At 70.4% G+C, this 23,739-nt stretch carries 16 protein-coding genes; 10 read left to right on the forward strand and 6 right to left on the reverse strand.

Features of this window, described 5'->3' with window-relative positions:
- Positions 1–39 precede the first annotated feature (39 nt).
- A complete protein-coding gene (locus tag J1792_RS24700; RefSeq protein ID WP_086570425.1) occupies positions 40–663 on the forward strand; it encodes a Pvc16 family protein in 624 nt (207 codons plus the stop codon).
- Positions 660–2,786: an ATP-binding protein gene (locus tag J1792_RS24705; protein ID WP_307843085.1), complete on the forward strand. Its 2,127-nt coding sequence runs from the start codon at positions 660–662 to the stop codon at positions 2,784–2,786. The genes J1792_RS24700 and J1792_RS24705 overlap by 4 nt, the downstream gene beginning before the upstream one ends.
- Before the next feature lie 49 nt (positions 2,787–2,835).
- Here the strand turns inward: J1792_RS24705 and J1792_RS24710 are convergent, their stop codons facing one another.
- The 6 genes from J1792_RS24710 to J1792_RS34470 all read right to left on the reverse strand — a co-directional run bounded on the left by J1792_RS24710 (position 2,836) and on the right by J1792_RS34470 (position 9,902).
- Positions 2,836–3,267, reverse strand: a complete 432-nt coding sequence (locus J1792_RS24710; protein ID WP_143587672.1) for a contractile injection system spike tip protein — start codon at positions 3,265–3,267, stop codon at positions 2,836–2,838.
- Positions 3,268–3,273: 6 nt separating this feature from the next.
- Positions 3,274–4,596, reverse strand: a complete 1,323-nt coding sequence (locus J1792_RS24715; protein ID WP_207248241.1) for a phage tail sheath family protein — start codon at positions 4,594–4,596, stop codon at positions 3,274–3,276.
- 35 nt (positions 4,597–4,631) lie between these two features.
- On the reverse strand, positions 4,632–5,072 hold the full coding sequence (locus J1792_RS24720; RefSeq protein WP_086570420.1) for a phage tail protein: 441 nt from the start codon (positions 5,070–5,072) through the stop codon (positions 4,632–4,634).
- Positions 5,073–5,098: 26 nt separating this feature from the next.
- Entirely contained in the window at positions 5,099–6,619 is a 1,521-nt protein-coding gene (locus J1792_RS24725; RefSeq protein WP_207248242.1) for a phage tail sheath family protein, read from the reverse strand.
- A 167-nt stretch (positions 6,620–6,786) separates the two neighbouring features.
- Positions 6,787–7,113, reverse strand: coding sequence for a carboxymuconolactone decarboxylase family protein (locus tag J1792_RS24730; protein ID WP_086570416.1), 327 nt, complete (start codon positions 7,111–7,113; stop codon positions 6,787–6,789).
- 122 nt (positions 7,114–7,235) lie between these two features.
- Positions 7,236–9,902, reverse strand: coding sequence for a SpoIIE family protein phosphatase (locus J1792_RS34470; RefSeq protein WP_242646587.1), 2,667 nt, complete (start codon positions 9,900–9,902; stop codon positions 7,236–7,238).
- 242 nt (positions 9,903–10,144) lie between these two features.
- On the opposite strand from J1792_RS34470, the gene J1792_RS24745 reads away from it, so the two are divergent.
- From J1792_RS24745 to J1792_RS24780, 8 genes are all read left to right on the forward strand, one after another.
- Positions 10,145–12,283 carry a SpoIIE family protein phosphatase gene (locus J1792_RS24745; protein WP_242646588.1) on the forward strand — a complete coding sequence of 713 codons (2,139 nt, stop codon included), beginning with the start codon at positions 10,145–10,147 and terminating at the stop codon, positions 12,281–12,283.
- Positions 12,284–12,762: 479 nt separating this feature from the next.
- The gene (locus tag J1792_RS24750; protein WP_207248244.1) at positions 12,763–14,058 is read left to right on the forward strand and encodes a hypothetical protein; all 1,296 of its coding nucleotides are present in this window, start codon (positions 12,763–12,765) and stop codon (positions 14,056–14,058) included.
- Between the two features lie 277 nt (positions 14,059–14,335).
- A complete protein-coding gene (locus tag J1792_RS34475) occupies positions 14,336–15,274 on the forward strand; it encodes a hypothetical protein (RefSeq protein WP_242646589.1) in 939 nt (312 codons plus the stop codon).
- A gap of 44 nt (positions 15,275–15,318) precedes the next feature.
- Positions 15,319–15,690, forward strand: a complete 372-nt coding sequence (locus J1792_RS24760) for a hypothetical protein (RefSeq protein ID WP_207248245.1) — start codon at positions 15,319–15,321, stop codon at positions 15,688–15,690.
- 52 nt (positions 15,691–15,742) lie between these two features.
- Positions 15,743–17,173 carry a hypothetical protein gene (locus tag J1792_RS24765; protein WP_207248246.1) on the forward strand — a complete coding sequence of 477 codons (1,431 nt, stop codon included), beginning with the start codon at positions 15,743–15,745 and terminating at the stop codon, positions 17,171–17,173.
- Between the two features lie 3 nt (positions 17,174–17,176).
- Positions 17,177–18,205, forward strand: a complete 1,029-nt coding sequence (locus J1792_RS24770) for a polyprenyl synthetase family protein (RefSeq protein WP_086570407.1) — start codon at positions 17,177–17,179, stop codon at positions 18,203–18,205.
- Positions 18,206–18,273: 68 nt separating this feature from the next.
- Entirely contained in the window at positions 18,274–20,031 is a 1,758-nt protein-coding gene (locus J1792_RS24775) for a hypothetical protein (RefSeq protein ID WP_242646590.1), read from the forward strand.
- A gap of 8 nt (positions 20,032–20,039) precedes the next feature.
- Positions 20,040–23,720, forward strand: coding sequence for a hypothetical protein (locus J1792_RS24780; RefSeq protein ID WP_207248247.1), 3,681 nt, complete (start codon positions 20,040–20,042; stop codon positions 23,718–23,720).
- Positions 23,721–23,739 lie beyond the last annotated feature (19 nt).

Consider the following 23,739-nt stretch of genomic DNA (forward strand, 5'->3'; position numbering starts at 1 on the left):
GACTCCACCCACCCCTCCGGCGCGGACAGAGGCACACAGATGATCGAACTGGTCGACGAGGCATTGAAGTCACGCGTACAACAGGATGTGACATGGCCGGCGCCGGGTATCCCCGTCACCTTCCAGCCGCCCGGACGCGACGGAGCGCTGGGGGAGACCGCTGGCTCCGAGACGGTCGGCATCTACCTGTACGACGTCCGCGAGGACCTGGACCGGCGGCAGACCGGCACCGTCTACCAGTACGACAGGGGAACCATGGGCCTGCCGGACCGGAAGTCGGCGGAGTTCGACCCGCCGCGCTACGCCCGGCTGTCGTATCTGGTCGCCGCCTGGGCCCCGGACGCTCTCGGCGCCCACCGCATCCTCGGCGAACTCCTCGTCGGTTTCGCCAGGAGCCGGATCTTCCCCGTGCCCCTGCCCCCGGAACTGCAGGAAATGGAGCTGTCCGCGCTCCTCGACATCGGCCACCCGCCCGCCGAGGACCGGGCCCTGACGGAACTGTGGAGCGCGGTGGGTCACACGCTCGTACCCGCCCTGAACGTGACCGTGACCATCCCTCTGCTGTCGTTCCTCCCGGACAGCTACACCCACTGGGTGACCGGGCCTCCTGTCGTCCGCGAGGTGCTCAAGCCCGGGCCGGGGGCGGACGAGGACGCGCGGTGACCGCCACCGCGCACCCCGGAGCGCCCACCGCCACGGCCGCGGACTGGCTGCTCGCCCGGCTGGCCGTCATCGAGGCCCGTGTGCGGCGCGCGATCGCTCTGCGTACGGGTGACGAGTCCGTACCCGAGGAGCTCCTGGAGCCGCCGCCCTTCGACCCGTTCCAAGGGCTCTACATCACCGACGGCATGGCCTCGCACCTCCTGGACAGACCGGCCGGCCCGCTGATCCCCGCCACCGCGGACGACGCCCTCGCCGCAGCTCTGCGCGCTCGGGAGGACGCGGCCGTGGCGGCCGGGGACGCGCCGCCCGCGCGCCGCCTCGCCGAGGAGTTCGGGCTGGACGCGCTCGCCCTCGACATGGTGGTGATCGCGCTCGCCCCCGACGTCGACGCCCGGTTCGAGCGCTGCTACGGCTACCTCAACGACGACATCACCTGCCGCCACGCCACCACCGGCCTGGCCCTCGCCCTCTGCGACGTCCCGAGCGCCTCGGCGACCGCCCGCCGGGTCTTCGCGGCCGACGCGCCCCTGCGCGCCGGTGGCCTCATGGGAATCCCGGATGTCTCCCGGCCCTTTCCGACCCGGTCCCTCCGCGTCCCCGACCGGGTCACCGCGCACCTGCTGGGCGACGATTCCCTGCCGTCCTGTCTGCGTCACCTGCTGGCCCTGCCCGAACGCGGCCGGCCCTCGGTCGAGGGCCCCGTGGCCGAAGCCGTGCGGCACCTGACCCGGCTGCTCGCCCACCGCCACCCGGTTTACCTGCGCGACAGCCCGGACGGTACGGCCGAAGCCGTCGCCGAGCCGGCACTGCGCGCGTGCGGACGGCCCGCGCTCCGTCTGGACCTCGCGGGCCTGGCCCACGAGACGGACCCGGCCGGGTTCGTCCGCGCGGCGCTCCTCGAAGCACGGCTGCGCGGCCATGGGCTGATCGTCGGCCCCGTCGATTCCGCCGACGCCCGGCACGTACAGGACCTGCTCGCCCCGCTCGCCGGCGCCCCGGTTCCTCTGGTCCTCACCGGGAGGCAGCCGTGGGACGCCCGCTGGACGGCCGCTCCCCCGGTGCTCGCCGACTGCCCGCCGCTGACGCAGCCCGAGCGCACCGCGCTGTGGCGGTACGAACTCGGCGCCCACGCCGGCACCGTGACCGACGGGGCGGTGGCCGTCGGCGCCCGGTACCGCCTCGGCCCCGGCCGGATCCGCGCCGTGGCCGCCGCGGCCGGCCGGCAGGCCGCCGCGCACGGCACCCCCGTCGACGCCGCCGCGGTCCGGGACGCCGCCCGCTCGTGGAACGGCGGCGCGCTCGACCGCCTCGCCCGGCCCGTACGCCCCGCTGTCGGCTGGGACGATCTGGTGCTGCCCGAGCGGACGCACGAGCAGCTACGGGACCTCGCCCGACGCGTACGCCATCGCGACCGGGTCCTGGGAGAGTGGCGGATGCGGCCGGGCGGGGGACGCGGACGCGGCGTCACCGCCCTGTTCAGCGGCGGCTCCGGGACCGGCAAGACCCTGGCGGCGGAGGTCGTGGCCGCCGATCTCGGCCTCGACCTGTATGCCGTCGACCTCGCCACGGTCGTCGACAAGTACATCGGCGAGACCGAGAAGCACCTCGAACGGATCTTCACCGAGGCCGACGCCGTCGACGCCGTCCTTCTCTTCGACGAGGCCGACGCCGTCTTCGGCAAGCGCACCGCCACCCACGACGCCCACGACCGCTACGCCAACACAGGGACCTCCTACCTCCTCCAGCGCCTGGAGTCCTTCGACGGTCTGGCCCTGCTGACCACCAATATGCACGCCAACATCGACGCGGCGTTTCTTCGCCGTCTCGACCTCGTCGTCCACTTCCCCGCGCCCGACGATGCCCGGCGCCAAGCCCTGTGGGACCGCTGTCTGGGCCCCGCCGCACCCCGGGCGGAGGACATCGACCAGGCCGGCCTGGCGGCGCTCGCCTCGGCCTTCGACCTGTCCGGCGGCGCGATCCGCTGCTGCGTCATCACCGCCGCCTACCGGGCCGCCGACGAGGACCGCCCGCTCACCATGGCGGACCTGCTGGCGGCAGTCCGCGAGGAGTACGCCAAGCTCGGCCGCTATGTGGACGAGTCCCGCTTCCCCATCGGGGACTGAGCGTGCCTGAGCCCTTGACCCCTTGTGTGGAGTCAAGGGCTCAGGCGGGTCAACCGGCCGTCACAGGTCGTACCCGGGGGCAGGTGAGGATCGCCTTGCCCTGGTACGTGGCCCCGGGGGTGTCCGTGCCGGAGGGGTTGCTCGCCGCTCCCACCACGGTGAAAACCACGTCCAACGGGCCACCGTTGACGACGACTTCCGTCTCACCCTGACTCGCTCTGGCGTACTTGGCGCGATTCGCCGGGGGAACCTTGAACTCGACGCGTCCAGTTCCCGAGATCGGAAAGGTCAGTGTCGAGTAGCCGACTGACGGGATGACCCACGACTCGATGTCGTCGGGCACACAGGCGGGGTGCTGTTCGATCCGAAAGCCCGCCGTTCCCCGTGGCAGGGGGGCGGGGGGAAGCGGTGGAGTGAGCGCTGCCGGCGGATTCAGGGTGAGCGTGACCGTATCGCCCTGCCTCACCACGGTCTTCTGCACGGGGCCTCAGCCACCCTGACCGGGCTGGCCGGCGATCTGGGTGATGGTGAAGTGGACGAACTCGGCGGGACGCACCGGGGCGATACCGATGTCGCAGATCACCTGACCGGCATCGATCGTCGACGAGGTGTTGTTCGTACGGTCGCAGATCACGTAGAAGGCCTCGTCGGGAGTGCGACCGAGCAGCGCGCCCTGACGCCACTGGTCGGTCAGGAAGCTGGTGACCGAGTGCCGGAGAGCGGCCCACAGGCGGTCGTCATTGGGCTCGAAGACAGCCCAGGTCGAGGACTGACGGATGGAATCCGACAGGAACGACACCAGACGACGCACATTGAGGTAGCGCCAGTCACGACTACTGGAACGCGTACGGGCACCCCACACCAAGAGACCCCGGCCGGGGAAGACCCGCAGGCAGTTGATGCCCTTGTCGTTGAGTTCCCCGTTCTGGTCGTCGGTCAGCAGGGTGGGAAGGTCGAGCACGCCGCGCAGGTTCTGGTTGGCAGGGGCCTTGAAGACACCGCGCTCGGCGTCCGTACGGGCCCACACACCCGCCAGATGACCGGACGGCGGCACCGTGCGCGGAACACCATCCACACCGGGCACGTTCACCCAGGGGTAGTACAGGGCCGTGAACGCGGCATCCGGGTCCGACGAGTCGAGCGTGCCGACGAACTCCTTGAGTGGCTCCACGAGCAGCTTGGGTGGCGCGTCGACCACCGCCAGACGGTTGCGCTGGGTGGTGCAGTGGGCGACGACCTTGCCGATGAGCGACTTTCCGGTCGGCAGATGCGGGGCCGGCGGGGCCTCGGCGTCGGTGGCCGCGACGGTCATGTCCCAGAGACTGGGCACGGCGACCATGGTCACTTCCGGCACTGTCTCCAGCCCGCCGAGTCCCGTGCGTGCCTCCGCGTCTCCGCCGAGGCCGGATTCCGTCACGGCCGCGTCCGGATTCAGGAAGCCGACGACGTAGCAGGACGTGCCGCCGTTGGCGAAGAACCCGTAGACCGCCTCCGCAAGCATGAAGCAGCGCTGGATTACCTGGATCCTCTTCAATTCGGCAGCTGTCTTGTCGCTCTTCTTCCGGAGAGCCGCCAGCTCTGTCCCCAGCCCCCCGATGCTGTACCGGTCGGCGAACTCCTGCCAGCCACGGATCGGCTGGGGGATCTTGCGTTCGTCCGGTGTGAACGGAGGGGTCCCCGTCTCAATGGGCGTCTCGGTCGGTGTGGTGGTGTATCCGAGGAAGGCCGGGGTGGAGGTGCCCACCCCGACGATCATGCGCACGCCGCTGGACTTCTCCGTGACGTAGACACCCGGAGGCTTCGTGGTCATCGCTGTCGTTCCCTTCTCGGCTGGTGGGCTCCGGGCTATTCGACGGTGATGTCCTCGTAGGTGATCGTCACCTGTTCCGTCGCGATCCCGGAGTTGGCCGCGCCGAGCTGGGGGCCTTCCCAGCGGGATGCCCAGGCGTTGGAGAGGTGGATGCGGCGGACAGTCTGCTTCTGCGCGTCCTTCAGGGCGATGGTGATGTTCTGCCGGGCGCTGTCGAGGTCGGCGTTGACCAGGGTGGCCTTGATCCAGTCGGTGAACGCGGTGCTCTTGTCCATGCCACGGGTGATCGTGATCTCACCGGTCCTGCGGGCACCCGGCTGTTTGCGCACGATCAGCTCGCCTGTCGCGGAGACCTGCCGGACTTCGACGACGTCCTGTTCCAGGGTCAGGCCGGACACGTCCTGGACGGTCTCGACCTGGAACTTGCCCAGTTCGATGGCGAAGGTGCTGCTGCTGAAGGTGTCACCGGTCAACACGTGCGTTGCCTCCTGGGTTCCGGGCGTCAGCTGTTGGCGCCGGGCTGGCCGGCGATCTGGGTGATGGTGAAGTGGACGAACTCGGCGGGACGCACGGGCGCGACACCGATGTCGCAGATCACCTGACCGGCATCGATCGTCGACGAGGTGTTGTTCGTACGGTCACAGATCACATAGAAGGCCTCGTCGGGCGTACGGCCGAGGAGTGCACCCTGGCGCCACTGGTCGATCAGGAAACTGCTGACCGAATGCCGAAGGGTTCCCCAGAGGCGATCGTCATTCGGCTCGAAGACAGCCCAGGTCGAGGACTGACGGATGGAATCCGACAGGAACGACACCAGACGACGCACATTGAGGTAACGCCAGTCACGACTACTCGAGCGCGTACGAGCTCCCCACACCAACAGGCCCCGGTCGGGGAAGACGCGGAGGCAGTTGACCCCCTTGTCGTTCAGCTCACCGTGGCGCTGGTCGGTGAGCAGCGTGGGGAGGGACAGCACGCCGCGCAGGTTCTGGTTGGCAGGGGCCTTGAAGACACCGCGCTCGGCATCCGTACGGGCCCACACGCCGGCCAGGTGACCGGACGGGACGACAGTGCGCGGGATGCCGTCCACGCCGGGCACGTTGACCCAGGGGTAGTACAGCGCCGTGAACGCCGCAGCGTCTTCGTCCGGGCTCGCCAGATGCCCGAGGAATCGCGGCACGTCGGCCGGTGCGGTGTCGGGTGGCGGTTCGAGGAGGGTGAGCCGGTTGCGCATGGTCACGCAGTGGCCGACCACCTGGCCCATGATGGTGGCGCCGGTCTCCGGCGTCATGTCCTCGCGCCATACGTCCGGGACGGCGACCATGGTCACGTCCGGCACCGTCTTGAGTCCGGCCAGGCCGGTGCGTTGGTCGGGGTTGCCGTCGACCTCGCCTGCGAGGGGCTTGTCGGGGTCGAGCCGGAGGACGTAGCAGGATGTTCCTCCGTTGGCGAAGAAACCGTAGACCGCTTCGGGCAGCTGGATCTTTCCGGACCGCTCGAAGTATGCGGCGAGGACGGTCAGCTCTTTCTCGCGCCGCTCGAGGCCGGCCAGTTCGTTCCCGGCCGCGATCCAGAGCCCGTACGGCCCGGCAAGGTCTTCTGCTTCCGTGACCTTCTTCGCCACGGCTTCGGCCGCTTGCCTGTCCTCCTCGCTGACGGCTTCACCGGCCAAGTCGGCATGCCGTACAGCAGCGAGGACGATGAGTTCTGGCTGGGTGAGGATGGGGGTCTCACCCGCGGTGGCCTTCTCCGCGAAGTCCGTTCCCAGACGCTCGAGCTCCGCCTCGGCCTCCGTGATGGCGCCGGTCAGCCTTTCCAGCTCCCGCCCCAGCTCTTCCGCTCCCATCGGGGAGCGGAAGTGGAACGTGTCCACGAACTCGGACCAGCTGCTGATCCGTACCGGCGGGGTGGGCGCCTGTGGGCCCCGCACGGTGTAGCCGAGGAATGCGGGGGTGGACGTCCCCGCCCCGGTGATCGTCCGGACTCCGCTCGAACGTTCCTTGATGAACACTCCGGGTGCCAACGGACCTGAAACCATGCCCTGTTTGCCCCTCTCATCGGGAATGCGGCCCTCCAGCCAACCACTCCCAGGGGGTACGCGCATGCAAACGGAGGAAGGTACGACAGAAGACGTAGTGGCTATTGCCGAGTGTGTTCGTGTTGATGGAGGAGGGGGAGTCGGTCCTGCTCTCAGCCCTGGCCTTCGATCTCGGCATCGGCGACGGCAATGGCGATGCCGAGTGCCGTGGCGATGTTGCCTGCTGCCGTCATGACGCGGGCGGTGCCCACGATGGGTGCGATGGCGACCAGGACGTCCTGCAGTCGTTCGGAGGTCAGGCCGGCCTTGAGGGCAGGGTCGATATGGGCCACGTAGGAGATGGGCGGGGCGTCTGAAGCGGCGAGTGCCGCGATGCGCGTGAGGATGAGCGTGTCCGGAGCCATCCCGCATCGCTCGAGCGAGTCGACCGTCATGGCGGCGAGGGTGTCCAGGACTGGGGTTTCCGATGCAGTGGACATATCGCATGCCCTCCTGGTGGGTTTCGAGCCCGAGATGTGAGGCGGAAGGAATCGAGTTCCGCGAGTGTGGGGCCTTCTCCCAACCCTAGAACCCATTCGGGCCTCGCGCCTGGGGCGGGGGCTCACTCCGCAGTCGGCAAGGGCTGCTCGGTCCAGATGGTCTTGCCGCCGGCGGCGTAGCGGGTGCCCCACCGCTGGGTGAGCTGGGCGACGATGAACAGGCCCCGGCCCCCTTCGTCGTCGGCGGCGGCGTGCCGCAGGTGCGGCGAGGTGTGGCCGGTGTCGGCGACCTCGCAGACGAGGCTGCGGTCGCGGATCAGCCGGATGTGGACCGGGCCGCCGGAGGCGTAGCGGACGGCGTTGGTGACCAGCTCGCTGACGATCAGCTCGGTCGTGAAGGACAGGTCCTCGAGCCCCCACTCGCCCAGCTGCCGGGTGGTGACGGACCGGGCACGCGCAACGCTCGCGGGGTCGGCGTCCACCTCCCAGACCGCCACCTCGTGCTCGCCGAGCATCCGGGTACGGACCAGGAGCAGGGCCGCGTCGTCGTCCACCGGGCCGGGCAGCAGCTCGGCCACGGTGCGGTCGCAGAGCTCCTCCAGGGGGCTCCGGCACTCGGTGAGGACGCCGGTGAGCAGGTCGAGCGCCGTCTCGGTGTCGTGGTCCGGGGCCTGGACGAGACCGTCGGTGAACAGGGCGAGCAGGCTGCCGGCGGGCAGCTGGAGTTCCATGCTCTGGAAGGGCGCGCCGCCCAGGCCCAGGGGCGGGCCCTCCGGGAGGTCCGGGCGGCTGACGGCACCGTGGGCGGGGTCGACGACGGCGGGCGGCGAGTGGCCCGCGCGCGCCATGCTGCACCGCCCCGACACCGGGTCGTAGACGGCGTACAGGCAGGTGACCCCCAGGGCCTCGTCGCCGCCGGCCCTCGGCGTGCCCTCGCCACGGCCGTACGCCCGCTCCTCGGCGGCGCGCTCCTCGGCGGTCCGCCCGACCACGTCGTCCAGGCGCGCGAGCAGCTCGTCCGGGGCGAGGTCGAGCCGGGCCAGGACACGTACGCTCGTACGCAGCCGGCCCATGGTGGCGGCGGCGCGCAGCCCGTGGCCGCGCACGTCCCCGACCACCAGGCCGACCCGGGAGCTCGACAGCGGGATGACGTCGAACCAGTCGCCGCCCACCCCGGTGCGGCTGTCGGCGGGCACGTAGCGGCTGGCCGCCTCGACCCCGGTCAGCGACGGCAGGTGGTGGGGCAGCAGACCGCGTTGCAGTCTGAGGGTGGCGGTGTGTTCCCGCGTGATGACCAGCATCAGGACGACACCGACCAGGAGGGCGCTCAGGCCCACCACGCTCACCCCACCGGTCGGCCCGAGGAGCGGAAGGTCGAAGGAGGTCGAGCCGTAGTCGGGGGCGGCGTAGACGACGAAGGCGGCGTAGCAGAACAGGCTGAGCATCAGGAGCCCGCCCAGCCCCGGAAGCACCCCCTTGAACAGCAGGTCCCGGGGGCTGCGTGTGAGCCGCCCGCGATAGCACCAGACGCAGGCGAAGCCGGTGAGGCCGTAGTAGAAGGCGATCGCGAGGCCGACCGCGCTGACGGAGTCGGTCAGCACATCGTGGCTGATCAGGGTCAGCAGGACGAGGAAGCCCATGGAGACCAGGCCCATGCCGACGGTCGACCAGGTCGGGGTGAGGAACCGGCGGTGCACCCGGGCGAAGCCCGAGGGGACGGCCTTGTGGGCCGCCATGGAGAAGACGGTGCGGGCCAGCGGCAGGATGGTGGTCTGGGTGGACGCGACCGCCGAGGTCAGCACCGTGAAGATGAGCAACTTGGTGAGGAACCAGCCGGGGCCCGTGGTGCCGAAGACGGCACCGCCCAGGCCGGAGAGCACGTCCCCGGAGTTGGCCGCGTTGCCCAGACCGGCGCCCTCGGTGCCGATCCCGGCGAACGCCTGCGCCGACGTCGCCACCAGGGCGTAGATGCCCAGCAGGAGCACGGTGGAGACGACCGCCGCCCGTCCGGGGGTGTGCCTGCTGTCGGCGGTCTCCTCGTTGACCGCGACGGCGGTGTCCCAACCCCAGTAGATGAAGACCGCGGCGAGGAGGCCCGCGGTCAGCTCCTTGGCCGACGGCACATGGAAGGGGTTGAACCAGGAGGTGGAGACGTGGATCGCCGTCGGCGGCCCGTCGGTGTAGACCCTGACCAGGGCGGTCACCGCGAACAGGATCAGCACCGCCACCTCGGCGCACACCAGCCAGCGCTGGAGGGCCGCGGACACCTCGATGCCCACGTAGCAGACCGTGGTCATCACGGCGATCCAGGTGATCCCCGCGACGGTGGTCCACAGCCGGTCCTCGGCGAGCGAGTCGAGCCCGAGCAGCCGGAAGCCGTAGATGCCGGCGATCTCCGCGAGGTTCGCCATGACGATGACGTCGGCGACGATGATGCCCCAGCCGCCCATCCAGCCGATGCGCGGGCCGAAGGCGCGGGAGGCCCAGGTGAAGGTGGTCCCGCAGTCGGCGTCGCCCGCGTTGAGCTCCCGGTAGGCGTACGCGATCAGCAGCATCGGGACGAAGGCCAGCATCGTCACGATCGGCGCCTGGAGGCCCACCCCCGCGACGATCAGGCCGAGCGTCGCCGCCAGGCTGTACGCCGGAGCGGTGGAGGACAGGCCCATGGCGACCGAGGAGAACAGTCCCAGGGCACCGGCCCTGAGCCCCTTCTCGCCCGGGCCGGGGCCGGGCGCGAGCGGCGCGGCGGACTCGGCCGGACCATCGAAGAGCTTCACCTCTGCATTCATCTCCGCATCTCGCCTGGAGAGCTGGCACGCCCGGGAGAACTCGCGATCACCATTTTCCCCGTGGTCGATCAGGTCCGCCAGACGATGGCGCTCCGGGCAGGTGCGGGTCGCCGCACGGGCCCCGGGAATCCGCGCGGCGATGTGTCAGAGTGGAGGTACGACGCGACGGCGCGGGTGAGGACGCGGGAGAGGGTTTCCCTGTCATGCCGGCACAGCCTGATCGCCTCGCCACTGCACATCCCATGTTCCTGCACGGGCGGAGCGAGGAGTACACGGACCTGTTCGGTCAGGCTCCGGTGGTCTTCGCTGCGCTGAGCGGCCCGGAACATGTACTGGAGGCGGCGAGTCCGGCGTTTTTCGACGTCTTCGCGGCCGGCCGCACGACTACCGGCATACCGGTCGGGGAGCTGGTTCCGGAACTGGCCCGGCAGGGTGTCCTCGATCGGATCGACGAGGTGTACCGCACCGGCGCTGTGTACCGGAACCGAGGCGGGCACTTCGTGCTCGGTGGGCGAAGGGCCCGGCGGGAGGAGTTCTTCGACATCACCTACGAGCCCCGCCGGGATGCGGTCGGCCAGGTCGACGGGGTGACGATGATCGCGGTGGAAACCACCGCGTACCACCACGCGCAGCTCCTGGCCGCCGAGCAGCGCGTCCTGCTGGAGCAGATCGCGCGCGACGCCCCGCTGGGCGAGATCCTGACCGGCATGGCGAGGGCGATCGAGGAGCTCTCCCCGGACATGATCGTCTCGGTGCTGCTCCTCGATCCCGACGGCCGTCACCTGCGCCACGGCACCGCCCCACGTCTGCCCGACTTCTACAACGAGGCGATCGACGGGATCGCCATCGGCGACGGAGTCGGCTCGTGCGGCACGGCTGCCTACCGGCAGGCACCGGTGATCGTCAGCGACATCGCCACCGACCCGCTGTGGGAGGGCTACCGCGACCTGGCGAAGCGGGCCGGGGTCGCGGCGTGCTGGTCCACTCCGATCCGCGGCTCGGACGGCCGGGTGCTGGGCACTTTCGCGATCTACCATCGCGCTCCCAGGGCTCCCGACGATCAGGATCTGGCGCTCAGCGCGGCTTTCACCCGCATCGCCGCCCTGGCGATCGAGCGCCACCGCGCGGTGGAGGCGGGCCATGCCGCCCAGGAGCGGGAGAAGGCGGCTCGTGAGGACCTGGCCTTCGTCCTGGAGGCCAGTACCGCCATCGCGCGCCAGCCGCACTATGTCGACTGCCTCGAGCGTATGGCTCGGCTGACCGTGCCGGCCTTGGCTCCGCTGTGCGCCGTCCACGTGATCGAGCGCGACCGGATCCGGCGGATCGCCGTCGCCGCCGCCACCCGCGCCGAGGAAGGCCTCCTCGCCTCGCCCGAACTGAGCATCGAGATCGACGACGTGGTTGCCCGTGTGCTGGCCTCCGGCACCCCCCGGACCGGTCGGGTCGGCTCCTGTCCGGACGGTCTGTCCGCACATCTCGGCGTCAGCGGTTACGTGTGCGTGCCGCTGGCCACCCACGGCCGCACCTTCGGCGCACTGACCCTCCTGGCCACCGATCGGCCCCTGGACGGCCACGTCGTCGCCCTGGCCGAGGAGCTCGCCCGCCGGGCCGCTTCCAGCGCCGACAATGCCCGCCAGTTCACCGACCGGGCCAGACTCGCCCGCGACCTGCAGGCCGGCCTGCTGCCTCCCGAGTTGCCCGAGGTCCCCGGCGCCACACTGGCGGCCTCCTACCACCCTGCCGGCGAAGGACTCGACGTCGGTGGCGACTTCTACGACGTCTTCCCGCTTTCCGACGACCGCTGGGCGCTCATGATCGGCGACGTGTGCGGGCGCGGCGCCCGCGCCGCCACCACCACCGGCATAGTCCGCCACAGCGCACGCGCCGCCGCCCGCCTCCTCGACGACCCGGCGGCCGTGGTCACCACCATCAACGCCGCACTGACGGATCAGGCGGTCGGCGAGGAATGCTTCGTCTCACTCGTCTATGGCGAACTGCGGCACACCGCGTCCCACCTGGCGTTGAACCTCATTCGAGCCGGTCACGTACCCCCACTCGTGCGCCGGGCCGACGGCACGGTCGAGGAAATCGCCCAGCCGGGCCTGCTCCTGGGCATCGGCCCCGACCCCGACTCGTCCCCGTGCGGCGTCGACCTGTACCCGGCCGACAGCCTGATCCTGGTCACCGATGGCATCACCGAGGCCCGTTCCACCAGCGGCGAACTCTTCGGGGAGGAGCGCCTGGCCGACGCCCTCGGCGCACTCCGAACCTCCTCCCCTACCGCCGGCGTGCTCCTCGAGTCGATCTCCACCGCGGTCGCCGCCTTCGCGGCCGATGCCACGCACGACGACCAAGCGGTGCTGGTCCTCACCGCCACCTGACCACGGACCGGGTCGTGGTCTCCGGCCGCGTCGCCGAACTGCCCTCCGACACCGCGGCCCGCAGGTAGCCCGCAGCCGTCCCCTACCCGTACTCGTGGACCACAGCTCCCCGCTGACGCCACAGTCACGTCCCCCGCCACTCACATCTCCGCCGTGCAGGCCCCCATCCGCTGACGCCTGGTGACGTACCGGCCATCTGCTTCGGATCGCGCCAAACACCGCCGCCCGGTGAGGGCCGAGGACCGCGCGGAAAAGGGGAGGCCAACGTGCCCCGACCAGACGTAACCGGAAGTAATGGTGCATCGGAGGTGTGTCGGAAATTCTCCTGCGGTCTTGAATGAGCCGCAGGCGTCGCATCATCATCGATGCCGTCGCCCATGTCACGTCGTCACGCCCGGATTCGCCATGTCGAGGCCGCGTCCGGGCTCTTTGGCATGGACCGACCCGACCGCCGGTAAAGAACTGCAAAAGGAGCACGCATGAATTGCGACCTCATGGTGGGGGCGAAGGTCGACGTCGTGAACACGACGTCCAAAGAGGTCTACGAACAGCTCTATCCGCAGTACTTCACCGGGTCACAGCCCTTCGACGTGGAGGGCACCATGTTCACCGTCTCCTGGGACGTCAAGGAGGCCCCGGTCTTCGACCTGACCCCGCCCCCCTCGCTCTCCGAGGCCGCCTTACGGGCGCACCTCACCGAGGGGCCGGCCGCGGGCCGGATGGCCGAGGGCGAGCTCGCCGAGCACGTCGCCGCCCTGCGCGCCTCGCTGGACGGGAGCACCTTCCAGGTGCGGCTCGACCAGGTGCACATCAAGGTCGACTCCGGGGACGGGAGCCCGGTCGAGGAGGACGTCGCGGTCACCGTCGACGTGCAGGCCTCGACGTCCGACACGGGCCTGTTCAGCCTGAACCCCTTCAAAGCCACGTCCGAGGCGCCGAGCAAGGTCGACAGGATCTTCCTCGACAAGGTGGTGCTCCCGAACGTCCTGGACGAGGCCCGGAAGGTCCTGTCGGGCATCACGTTGCCCGCGCCGCAGATCCCGGGCCTGGCGCTGTCGACGCCGGTTCCCGTCATCCAGCCGCAGCAGGCGGTGGCGGCCCTCAACCTGGCCGAGCACGGCACGCCGCAGCCCCCGTTCCCCGACAGCTGGCCGCAGAGCCCGTTCTTCGCCCTCCTCGGACGGGACGCGGTCGAGCGCATCGCGCAGGTGGCGACCGCGTACCTGGAGGGGAAGCCCTTCCATGCCGGCGACACCAAGAACATCGTGATCGGCACCGCGTACTACAAGGCCGACATCACCATCCACAACGTCCGGTGCGAGGTCGTGTGGGACGACGTGCCGACGGTGCGCGTCCGGACGGCCGTCTCCGGCAGCGGAAGCGCCGGCATCAACTGGGTCGTGGGCGGGTCGACCGACGCGTTCTTCGACCTCTACCTGGAGCCCGATCCGACCGTCACGCTCACCCTGGCCATGTCGGGGACGACGCTCAAGGCCACGGCCGTGGACGTGAGTTCCTTCGGCCTGAAGCTCGTCCCCAGGGGCAGCGACATCGTCAGCACGATCGTCTCGTGGGTCGTCGACGCCCTGTCGTCGACGTTCGGCGGCATCGTGGGGAGCGCGCTGAGGGGCGTCGAGTTCGCGGTGGGTGACTTCCCGGCCATCCCCATCGACGTGGATCCCGTCCACCTCGAGGTGACGCCGACGGGCCTGTCCCTGGCACGTTTCGGTGACGCGCTCGCGCTCCAGGGGGACGTGACCGTCTCCAAGCGGTAGGGGACTTCGCAGACCTGGTGCCGGGCCCGCACCTCCTCCTCCCGCGGCAGACGCGGCAGGCCCAGCAGGCCCGGCACCGGATGAACTTCCGGCAATTTCCGCCGCAGTTACCACCCCCGCGGCTTTGCGCTGCCCATGTACGTGGTGGAATTCAGGGCGCGCGGGATATCGGAACGGCTTGTTCATCCGACTAGGAAATCAGCCCCGGAAATCAACCCCGGACAATGGCCGGGAAGCGATTGTTTCCCTCTCCGCGCACCCTCTTAAATCGGCTACCGTGACCGAAACGCCATATGACCTCGCACTCGGAATCCACGCCGACGCACTCAACTCCGGAATCGCATCGCTGCGCACTCAACACCATGCGGTGTTCCAGGGCAGCTACGGCCCCGAGACGATCGACGACATCGCCTACACCTTCACCTGGGACTTCACGGAGCCGCCCGAGCTCGTGCTGGAGAAGCCGGACGCCGGTCTCTGGGCCGACATGATCAAGGCGCAGGGCGTCACGGACCTGCCCGAGTCGGGCGTCCTGCAGATCCATGCGCCGCAGCTGAAGGTGGGCGGCACCATCGCGGGCGAGGACCTCCCGCCGGGCACCGGCGAGGTCAAGGTCGCCGTTCAGGTCAAGGTCGACGGCGGCACCATCACCGTCGTCCCCCTCGGTGTGTGGCTGTCCAAGATCCCGGACAAGTACACGAGGATCATGGTCGAGAAGGTCATCGTGCCGAACGTCCTCGACCAGGCGAAGAACCTGGTGAACGGCCTGAAGATCCCCGTCCAGGACCTCTTCGGCCAGCAGGTGACCCTCACGCCCGTCCTCCTGGACGTCACCGGGACGCACCTGGTCCTCGCGGCGACCGCGGAAACCGGCCAGGCCCCCGCCGCCGTCGCCGCCGACGACGCCGACACCGACTGGCCGTCGGACAAGCAGGTCTTCCTCCTCGTCGGCCGGACCCTGCTGGCCCACCTCATCCAAGGAGCCCTGGACCAGTGGCACGACACGCAACTGGCCGACGACGACAAGACCGTGACCGGAGTCGCCTCGGTCTGGTGGAAAGCGAAGTTCCGCAAGGCCGACAACGTGACGGTCGACGAGAACGACCCGACCAGCATCTCGGCCGACTTCGACATCCCGTGGTCGGTCGGCGTGGACCTCTTCCCCGTCGCCCCCGGCAAGGGGTGCGCGCTGTTCAAGGCCTCCCAGGAGTCCTGAGCCCTTCTCCCCCGCCGTTCCCTCACTCCAGGAGGCCCGCACCCGTGAACGCGCTGATCGACTTCGATGTCACCCTCGACCCGCAGGAACCCGGCGTCACCTTCAAGGCGACCGGCCTGACGGACACGGCCCTCTCCGCGACGCTGGAGAAGATCGTCCTGAACTCCGTCACCCTCAACCCCGTGTCCGATGCCGCCAAGCTGGTCGCCGGGCCCGCCAACGCCCTGGCCGCCCTGGCCCCGGGCGTCCTGAAGAAGGCGCTCGAAGGCAAGAAGACCGTCGACATCCCGCTCGAGAAGCCGCTGGGCACCGACATCACCATCAACGGCCAGAGCGTGTCCGTGAAGCTGACGTCCCCGGAACTGGGCTCCCACGACGGGATGCTCATGGTCAGCGGCACGTTCGTCGTCTCCTGAACCGCCCCCGCACCTCTCCTCCCACGTCCGACCGATCACTTCAGGAGACCCGTTGAGCACACCCCAGCCCCCGCACTCCGGCGACGCCGGGACCGGCCCCCAGGCCGAGACGCTCCACCTCGCCGACACCCCCGGCTACCCCCTCGCCCGCAGCGTGGAGATGCCCGGCACCCTCGACTACCCCACCGGCTCACTGACCTTCCGCCTCGGTGCGCTCCGGTTACGTGCCGAGGGGCAGCCGGAGGCCCTCGCCGAGGAGAGCCGCGGCGAGGCCCGCCACATCGTCCACCGCATCCCGGCCCTCGTCCTCACCGGCCGCTACGCCCTCGACACCCGGCCCGACGAGGTCCGGGAGATCGACACCGCCGGCAACCTGCGCCCGCTCGCGGCCGAGGCACGGCAGCCCACCCTTCCGGCCGGGGCCCGCGCCGTCGCGCCCAGCCACCCGGACGACGAGACCGTCCGCCGGTGGACCGCCCGCGCCGACGCCCACCGCACGAAGCTGATGAAGACCGAGAACGGCCGCCAGGCCCTCATCCAGTACGGCACGCACAACGAGAGCTACTACGACATCTTCCACGGCAACTCCTCGGTGTCCTCCAACCTTCGCAAGAAGTGGGCCGAAAAGGGCGTCACCCAGCGCATGTCGGAGCACACCTACGGCACCACCGATCCGGACGAGGCCACCGGTGCCCGGCCGTCCGCCGGGGACCAGCAGCCGGTCAACGACTGGGAGGACCCGCAGGAGGGCGGCAAGTACAACGCGCACGCCTGGCAGCAGCGGACCACGGTGCAGACCGCGCTCACCACCGAGGCCGCCCGGATCCAGCAGAAGGATCCCGACAAGGCCCAGCGTCTCCGTGATGCGGCCACGGCCGCCGAGGGCTTCTCCAAGTCGGTCCAGGACACCGGCAACGACGGCTCGCGGACCACCCCCATGACGCAGGACAACGTCTACACGGCCATCGACCGGCACTCCGGGGAAATACCGGCGGTCTCTCCCGGAGAAATGGCCCGCTACAACGGACTCGCCGCGTTCACCGACGGGGAGGTGCAAGCGCTCCCCGCGGCACAGGAGGGCCAGCCGGAGGAGCCGGAGGACTGGATCGCGCTGTCCGACGAGGAACGCACCATCATCCAGGAGTTCGGCGCCGCCGCCTACCACGACGAGGCACTGGAGGGCCCGCGGGCGACCGACACCCTCCACGCGGGCGCGTGCACGGCGCGTCTGGAGGACGTCCGCATCATCACCCGCCTCGCCCCGGACGGCGCACCGGCGGACGTGACGGTCGAACTGCCCGACCTCGCCCTGAACATCGACGACGAACAGTGGCGGGGGACGGCCGCCGACGTGGCCCGCGAACGCCTCGCCGCCATGCGGTTCGTACGCACACTCCTGCAGGACGCCGTCGCCGAGACCGTCCGCCACGCCGCCTTCACCGGCATCGCCGGCTACGCCCACCCGCAGGACGGGCGGTCCTGACCCGTGCTCATCCTCGACACGACCGCCCCCGCCGAGGACGTCCTCGGCGGGGTGTGGGACGACCTGCTCGCCGACGACGTGCCGCGCTTCGAGGCGTTCCTCGACCAGGCACTGGCTCCGCAGCAGGAGTACCTCACCGACGACGAGCGGGCCCTGTACCGGCACGGCAAACGGCTGCGCCCGGCCGTCCTGCTGCTGGCCGCCCGCATGGTGCACGGCTCCGCACCGCCCCCGGACAAGGTGCTGCAGGGTGCCGTCTCGCTGGAGATGCTGCATGTGGCGACGCTCATCCACGACGACATCGTGGACGGCGCCGCCCTGCGCCGCGGCCTGCCCTCGGTCAACGCCGCGCGCGGCACCGAGACCGCCGTCCTCGTCGGCGACCTGCAGTTCGTCCAGGCCATCCGCGGCTTCGTGCGGACCATCGACCGCGACAGCGACATGGGCCTGATCGAACTCGTCCTCGACACCGCCTTCCAGATCGGCTGCGGCGAGCTCGACGAGCTGCGCACGGACCTCTCCCAGGACCCGGAGCTGCTGGCCCGGACGTACTGGCGCACCGCCGACCGCAAGACCGCCGCCCTGTTCGGGCTCGCGGCCGAGGCCGGGGTGACGCTGGCCGACGGGCGCAGCGGCGACGCCCGCCGGGCCGGGTTCTACGGTCGCCGGCTGGGCCGTGCCCTGCAGGTCATGGACGATCTGTTCGACCTCGCCCAGGACGAGGCCGGCTCCGGCAAGCCGCGCGGCATGGACCTGCTGCGCCGCCGCGCCTCCCTGCCGCTGATCTACGCCATGCAGGAGTGGGGTCCACAGCACGCGGTCAGCCGCATCATGCGCGGCGAGGCCGTCGGTCCCGGCGCGCTGGAGCGCACGCTCGCCGAGGTCCGCGGCGGCCGCGGCTTCTCGCGCGCGTACACCGACGCCCGCGCCCAGGCGCTTGAGGCGGTCGAGCTGCTGCGCCCGTTCCCGGCCGGACGGTACCGCTACGCGCTGGAGGACCTGGCCCTGCACGTCGTGGACCGCGGGGCCTGACCGGCGGCCCGGCGGCGGCCCGGCAGCCCGTCCCGACCGACAACCCCGAGAATCCGGAGGAGAGCCCTGTGGCCACCGAGCTGATCAACTTCATCTACGCCACCATGTACAAGCGCGTCAACGACCCGGACAGCCCGTACTGGCTGCCCGCCGTCCTCAAGGACGTCCGTACGCCCGACGGCCACACGCTGAATCCCCTGAACGTCGACACGTGGGACATCGGAGAACTCGCCGGCGCCGAGGGCAAGACGATCGGCGACACGATCGCCTCCGCATGGTGGATCTTCGTGGGCGCCGCGTTCGACGACGCGAAGGACCGCGGTGTGCCGGATCTCCCCGACAATCTCGACCCGTTCACCAGCCAGCGCGACGCCGACCGCCCCTACCCCACGCTGAAGCTGACCTCCGTCACGGTCGACGGGCTGTCGAACGCGTCGGTCGGCGAGCTGCAGAACCTCACGCCCACCGAGAACGGCTACCGGGGCACGATCCGGGTCACCACCGCGGCGTACGACACGCACGGGTGGCAGAAGCAGATCACCGTCAAGGGCACGTACAGCCTGGTGCAGCACGTCGTGGTGACCGACGATCCCGGGGACGGCGGCGGGGGCGACGACCTGAAGCCGCCGACGAAGGTCGTGGTCAACGGCCTGGAGGGGGTGGAGTGGCCGCGCCAGGAGATCGAGGGCCACGGGCAGTTCACCGTGACGGCCCAGGACCTCGCCTTCGACGTCGTGCTGCGTGCGGAAGCCACGGGCACGGGTGCGGACCGCACCCCGCGGCTGACCGTCGAGTCGATCACCGTCGCGTCGCAGCCGACGTTCCACCTCGACGAGAAGTCCCTCACCATCGAGGGCCGCACCATCGACCAGGCCACCCTCGACATCTGGAAGCGAGCGGCGGCCGACGCCTTCAACAGCGCCGATGCCGGCAAGGCGCTCACCGGGAAACTCGTCGACACTCTCGCCGACCCCTCCTTCCGCGACCAGTTCTCGTCCACGGTCACCGCCCAGCTGGTCAAGGCACTGGACGGGGTGCTCGGCGCGGTGCCGACGGGCAGTCTGCCGTCGGACGACAGCGGCTTCCCGGCCAAGTACGGGCCGCTGGAGGTCTACCTCTTCGACCGGCTGCGCGCCTCCGTGAACGACACGGGCTCCGGCTTCTACCCCCCGACCGTCGTGCTCGGGGCGACCGACCCCACGCTGGAGCCGTACGACCTCGGGGACATCGACCTCGGCTCGTACAAGATCGGCGTCGCGACGGCCGACCTCGGCTTCAAGAGGGGTTCGATCAAGGGCATCTCCAACGTCCTGATCCCCGTCAAGGACGCCGCCCTGACGGACAGGGGCATCGGGGCGACCCTGAGGTTCGGCCGACTCCCTGGCGACGTCAAGGTTCCCGCGCCTCCGCTCACCATCACGGGCAGGTGGTCCGTGTCCTTCCCCGACACCGCGGCCGCCGCCGCGGCGGCACCGGAACACGCCACGGCAAACGGCGACGACACGATCGAGGGCGACATCACCATCAAGATCGACCACCCCTCGGCGACGGCCGGCCTGTCCTTCAGCGGCCGGGACGCCGACGAGCTCACCATCGGTCTCGACGCGCTCACCCTCGCCATCGCCACGAAGGACCTGCAGATCACCGTCGACTTCGACCAGCCCACCATCTGGAAGGCGGCCATCGAGAAGGTGCTGAACAAGGACGAGGTCAAGCAGAAGATCATCGACGGTGTGCAGAGCACGGCCGACACCCACCGTGCCGACATCGCCAAGGAGCTCACCGACAACGCCCGCGCGGTCATCCACACCAAGCTCGAGGGCTGACCACTCACATGACGATCGACGAACTCAAGGCCCTCATCACCCGGCACACGCAGGACACCACCCTCACGCTCCCCGCCGCCGACCTCGGCACCGGGCCCGCGGCCGCCCTCATCGGCACATGGCTCGACGGCACCCTCACCGTCACGGACCTGCGGCGCGAGGACCACGACGACAGCGTGACCGTGCACGGCACGCTCACCGTCACCGGCCTCGGCCTCACCGACCTGCCCGTCCACGGGATCGAGTTCGGCCTCGACCCCCTCGACCACGACCCCACCCTCCACGTCCCTCTCGTCGTCCCCGCGGACTGGACCTTCCCCACCTCCTTCCCCGCCACCGACGGCAGCGACCTGGCCGCCCTCGCCTTCCCCGTACCGCCCGCACTCCTGCTCACCTCGGCGGCCCGGCCCGCGCGCGACGGACGCCCAGCGCTGGATCCCGGTCTCACCTTCCACGCCTCCCAGGTGAACGACCCGGCGCGGCTCGGCAGCCTCGCCGCGCTGCTCCGGCCGCGGCCCGGGGAGCTGTCGCTGACGGGGCCGGTCGTACGCCGCCCCTCCAAGGGCCCGGGCGACGAAGTCCGCACCGACATCGCGCTGCGCTCGACGCCCCAGCCGGACGGGGAGTTCTCCGCGTCCTTCTACCTGTGGGCCGGTTCGCGTGACGACGACGGGGCGAACGGTTCCTCGTCCACGTACGGCCTGCGGCTGGCCGCGGACCTGGTTCTCGGGCAGGTGGGCGGGGCGACGATCAGCGCTCCGCTCCCCTCGGGCGGCGGTGTGCTCGCCCTCGGTGCCGACCGGCTTCCCGAGAAGCTGTCCCCCGACGACCTCGCCGCGTGGAACGGCACCGGTGCCGCGGTCCACCAGCTCGTCGACCAGCAGGACTTCACGCTCGGCGCCTCCGTCCGCCTCACCGGGATCACCGCCACCATCGACCCCTCGGCGTTCGGCAAGGGCGGGCTGGCGGCAGCCCTGACCCAGGTCACCGCCACCGTCGAGACGACACCGGGCACGACATGGCCGATCGTGGGCGACGACCTCGCCCTGACCGGCGTCGGCGCCACCCTCACCGTCACGAACCCGCTCCAGGCCTCCCGCGCGGCGAAGGTCACCGGACGCGGTGACTTCACCGTCGCGGGCGACGTCGCCCTCCACGCCACAGCGGAGATACCGCCCGGCACCTTCCGGCTCACCCTCGACGAGAGCACTCCGGCCGAACTGCGGGACGTGCTCCAGCACTTCCTGCCGCACGCCGACCTCACCGGCGTGCCCACCCTGACGCTGAAGAAGTTCTCCGGCTCCGCGACGCCCAAGAAGGGCGCGTACGAGGTCGACGCGTCCGTCTCCTCGGACTGGCACATCGACGTCGGAGCCGCCCGCATCGCCCTCACCGAGGCCGGGCTCGAGCTGGCGCGCGAGGGCGGCGAGGGCGCCCCCGGTGGCGTCGTAGAGAAGCAGCCGGACAGCGGTTCGGGAACCACCGGCACCCTGTCGGCCAAGGCCGAGCTCGGTCCGGCCTCGGGCGGCGACGGCGACGACTCCGTCGTGAAGTTCTCCGCCAAGTGGACCGTGCCCGGCGCCTTCGAGCTCGACGGGATGTTCCCCGACCTCGACCTGACCAAGCTCTTGACGTCCCTGGCCTGCCGGGCCGACGTGCCCCTGCCCGACGGCCTGCCACAGGTCTCCCTCCTCCACCCCGCCGTGACCGTACGGCTGGGGACCGCACTGACGGGGCAGCCGGCGGCAGGCAAGGGCTACGAGCTGGCGGTCAGCACCACGGCGACGTTCGACGCGGCGCAGCTGACGTTCTTCGGCAAGGCGGCCAGGAAGGCGGAGGGCGGCACCCTGTTCGCCGCCGCGTTATGGCAGCAGGACTGGGTCTGGTCGCCGGGGAAGGTGTCCGGCTGGGCCCCGGTCCTCGGATTCCTCGACGGCATCACCTTCGCCAAGTCCGGGCTCGCCGTCAGCTCCGCCGACGGGGTGACCGTCGATGCGGGGGCCGACCCGCCCGACACCCTGCCCGCCACGCTGGACAAGGGCCTGACGTTCTTCACCGAGCTGGGGCTGACCGGCCCGCTGGCGCCCTTGAAGGTGCTGTTCCAGGACGCCGGCGGCATCCATCTGACGGCGCGGCTCACCACACCGGTCCAGGAGTCGCAGTTCACCGCGTCCATCGCGGAGCAGAAGACGCGCGAGGGCTTCGGCGGACTCGTCCTCGCGTTCGCCCCGGCGAAGCGGGAGGTGTCGCTCCAGACCTCGTGGAACTTCACCGTTCCGGCGGTCGGGTCGGCTCCCAGTACCCTGCTGCAGTTCGTGGCCGGCGGGGCCCTCAAGGGCACCGAGTTCCACCTCCTCCTGGCGCTCAAGCCCGCCGGCTCCGGTGCGGACGAAGCCGCCGGACGACCTGCGCCGCACCAACTGGCCTACGCGCTACGGGCCCCCGGCCGGACGCTGCTCACCGCGGACCCCGTCGCCGGGACCGACGGCCGTATCGTCCACGACGCGACGCCTCAAGGGGCGAGCGGGAGCACGTACAGCCTGCTACGCAGCACCGCCGTCCGCCTCGCCGGGCTCACCGCACCGCCCTCGGCCGACGACCTCCCCACCTGGAAGAACGCCTTCGGCGTCGAGGGCTTCGACGTCCAGTACTTCTACATGCAGATCGGCTATGGGGCGGAAACCGGGCTCACCCTGGGCGGCGGCGGTTCGGTGGTCATCGGCGACGCCGCCCTGAAGCTCGACATCAAGGGCGGGTTCGATCCGGAGCCGTACGTCACCGTCTTCCGCTTCGATCTGGAGGCCGTCCACCAGGACACCGGCATCTCGATCTGGGACGTGGTCGCCGTCCTCGCCACCCCGCCGGACTGGCTGGCCTTCCTGAAGCAGATCGTGCTCCACAAGCTGGCGATGTGCGTGGTCACCGCTCCCGGCGGCTGGACCAACCCGGTGACCCACGAGGAGTGGAAGCAGGGCTTCTACGCCAAGGGGGACATCGACTTCTTCGGCAACAACTGGCGCTTCGAGGTCAACGTCAGCGACGACGGCCTGTACGCGTACAGCAACATCGCCCAGCCGCTGAAGCTCGCCGACGTCCTCACCTTCTCGGACGCGAGCGGCACCAAAGGACCGCAGTACCTGCTCGACACCCGGGGCATCCGGACCGGGCACCTCCCGGCGAAGATCTTCTACCTCTCCGGGAAGCTCGCCCTCCTCGGCCTGTCGGCCTCGATCGAGGCGCAGCTCGGCAACGACGGCTTCGCGTTCACGATCGCCGCGGACCTGCTGGACATTCTCCACGGCGACATGAGCTGCACCCTCGACAGCACCGGCCTGAAGGCGTCTGCCCACGTCAAGCTGGGCTTCGACGTCACCATTCCCCGGGGCGTGGTGCTCGGTGGCATCCCGGTCCCCGCCGGAAACCTGGTCGGCATCCATGCGGAGGGCGGCTTCGACCTCACCATCGACGGGAGCGGAGTCACCCTGCACCTGACGGCGAGCTGCGACGCCTACCTGCTCGACGTACACCTGGTCGACTTCCACCTCGACCAGCAGTTCACGATCGGCAAGTGGGACGACATCGTCTCCTGGCTCGAGAACAACCCGGACAAGCTCTTCGAGTCCCTGGGCGAAGGCATCTGGGACGCCCTCAAGAACTGCGCGACGACGACCGCGGCGGAGCTCACCTGACGCGTCCCGCGTTCTCATC

Origin of the sequence: Streptomyces triculaminicus (assembly GCF_017349075.1) — a bacterium.
Taxonomy (GTDB): Bacteria; Actinomycetota; Actinomycetes; order Streptomycetales; family Streptomycetaceae; genus Streptomyces; species Streptomyces triculaminicus.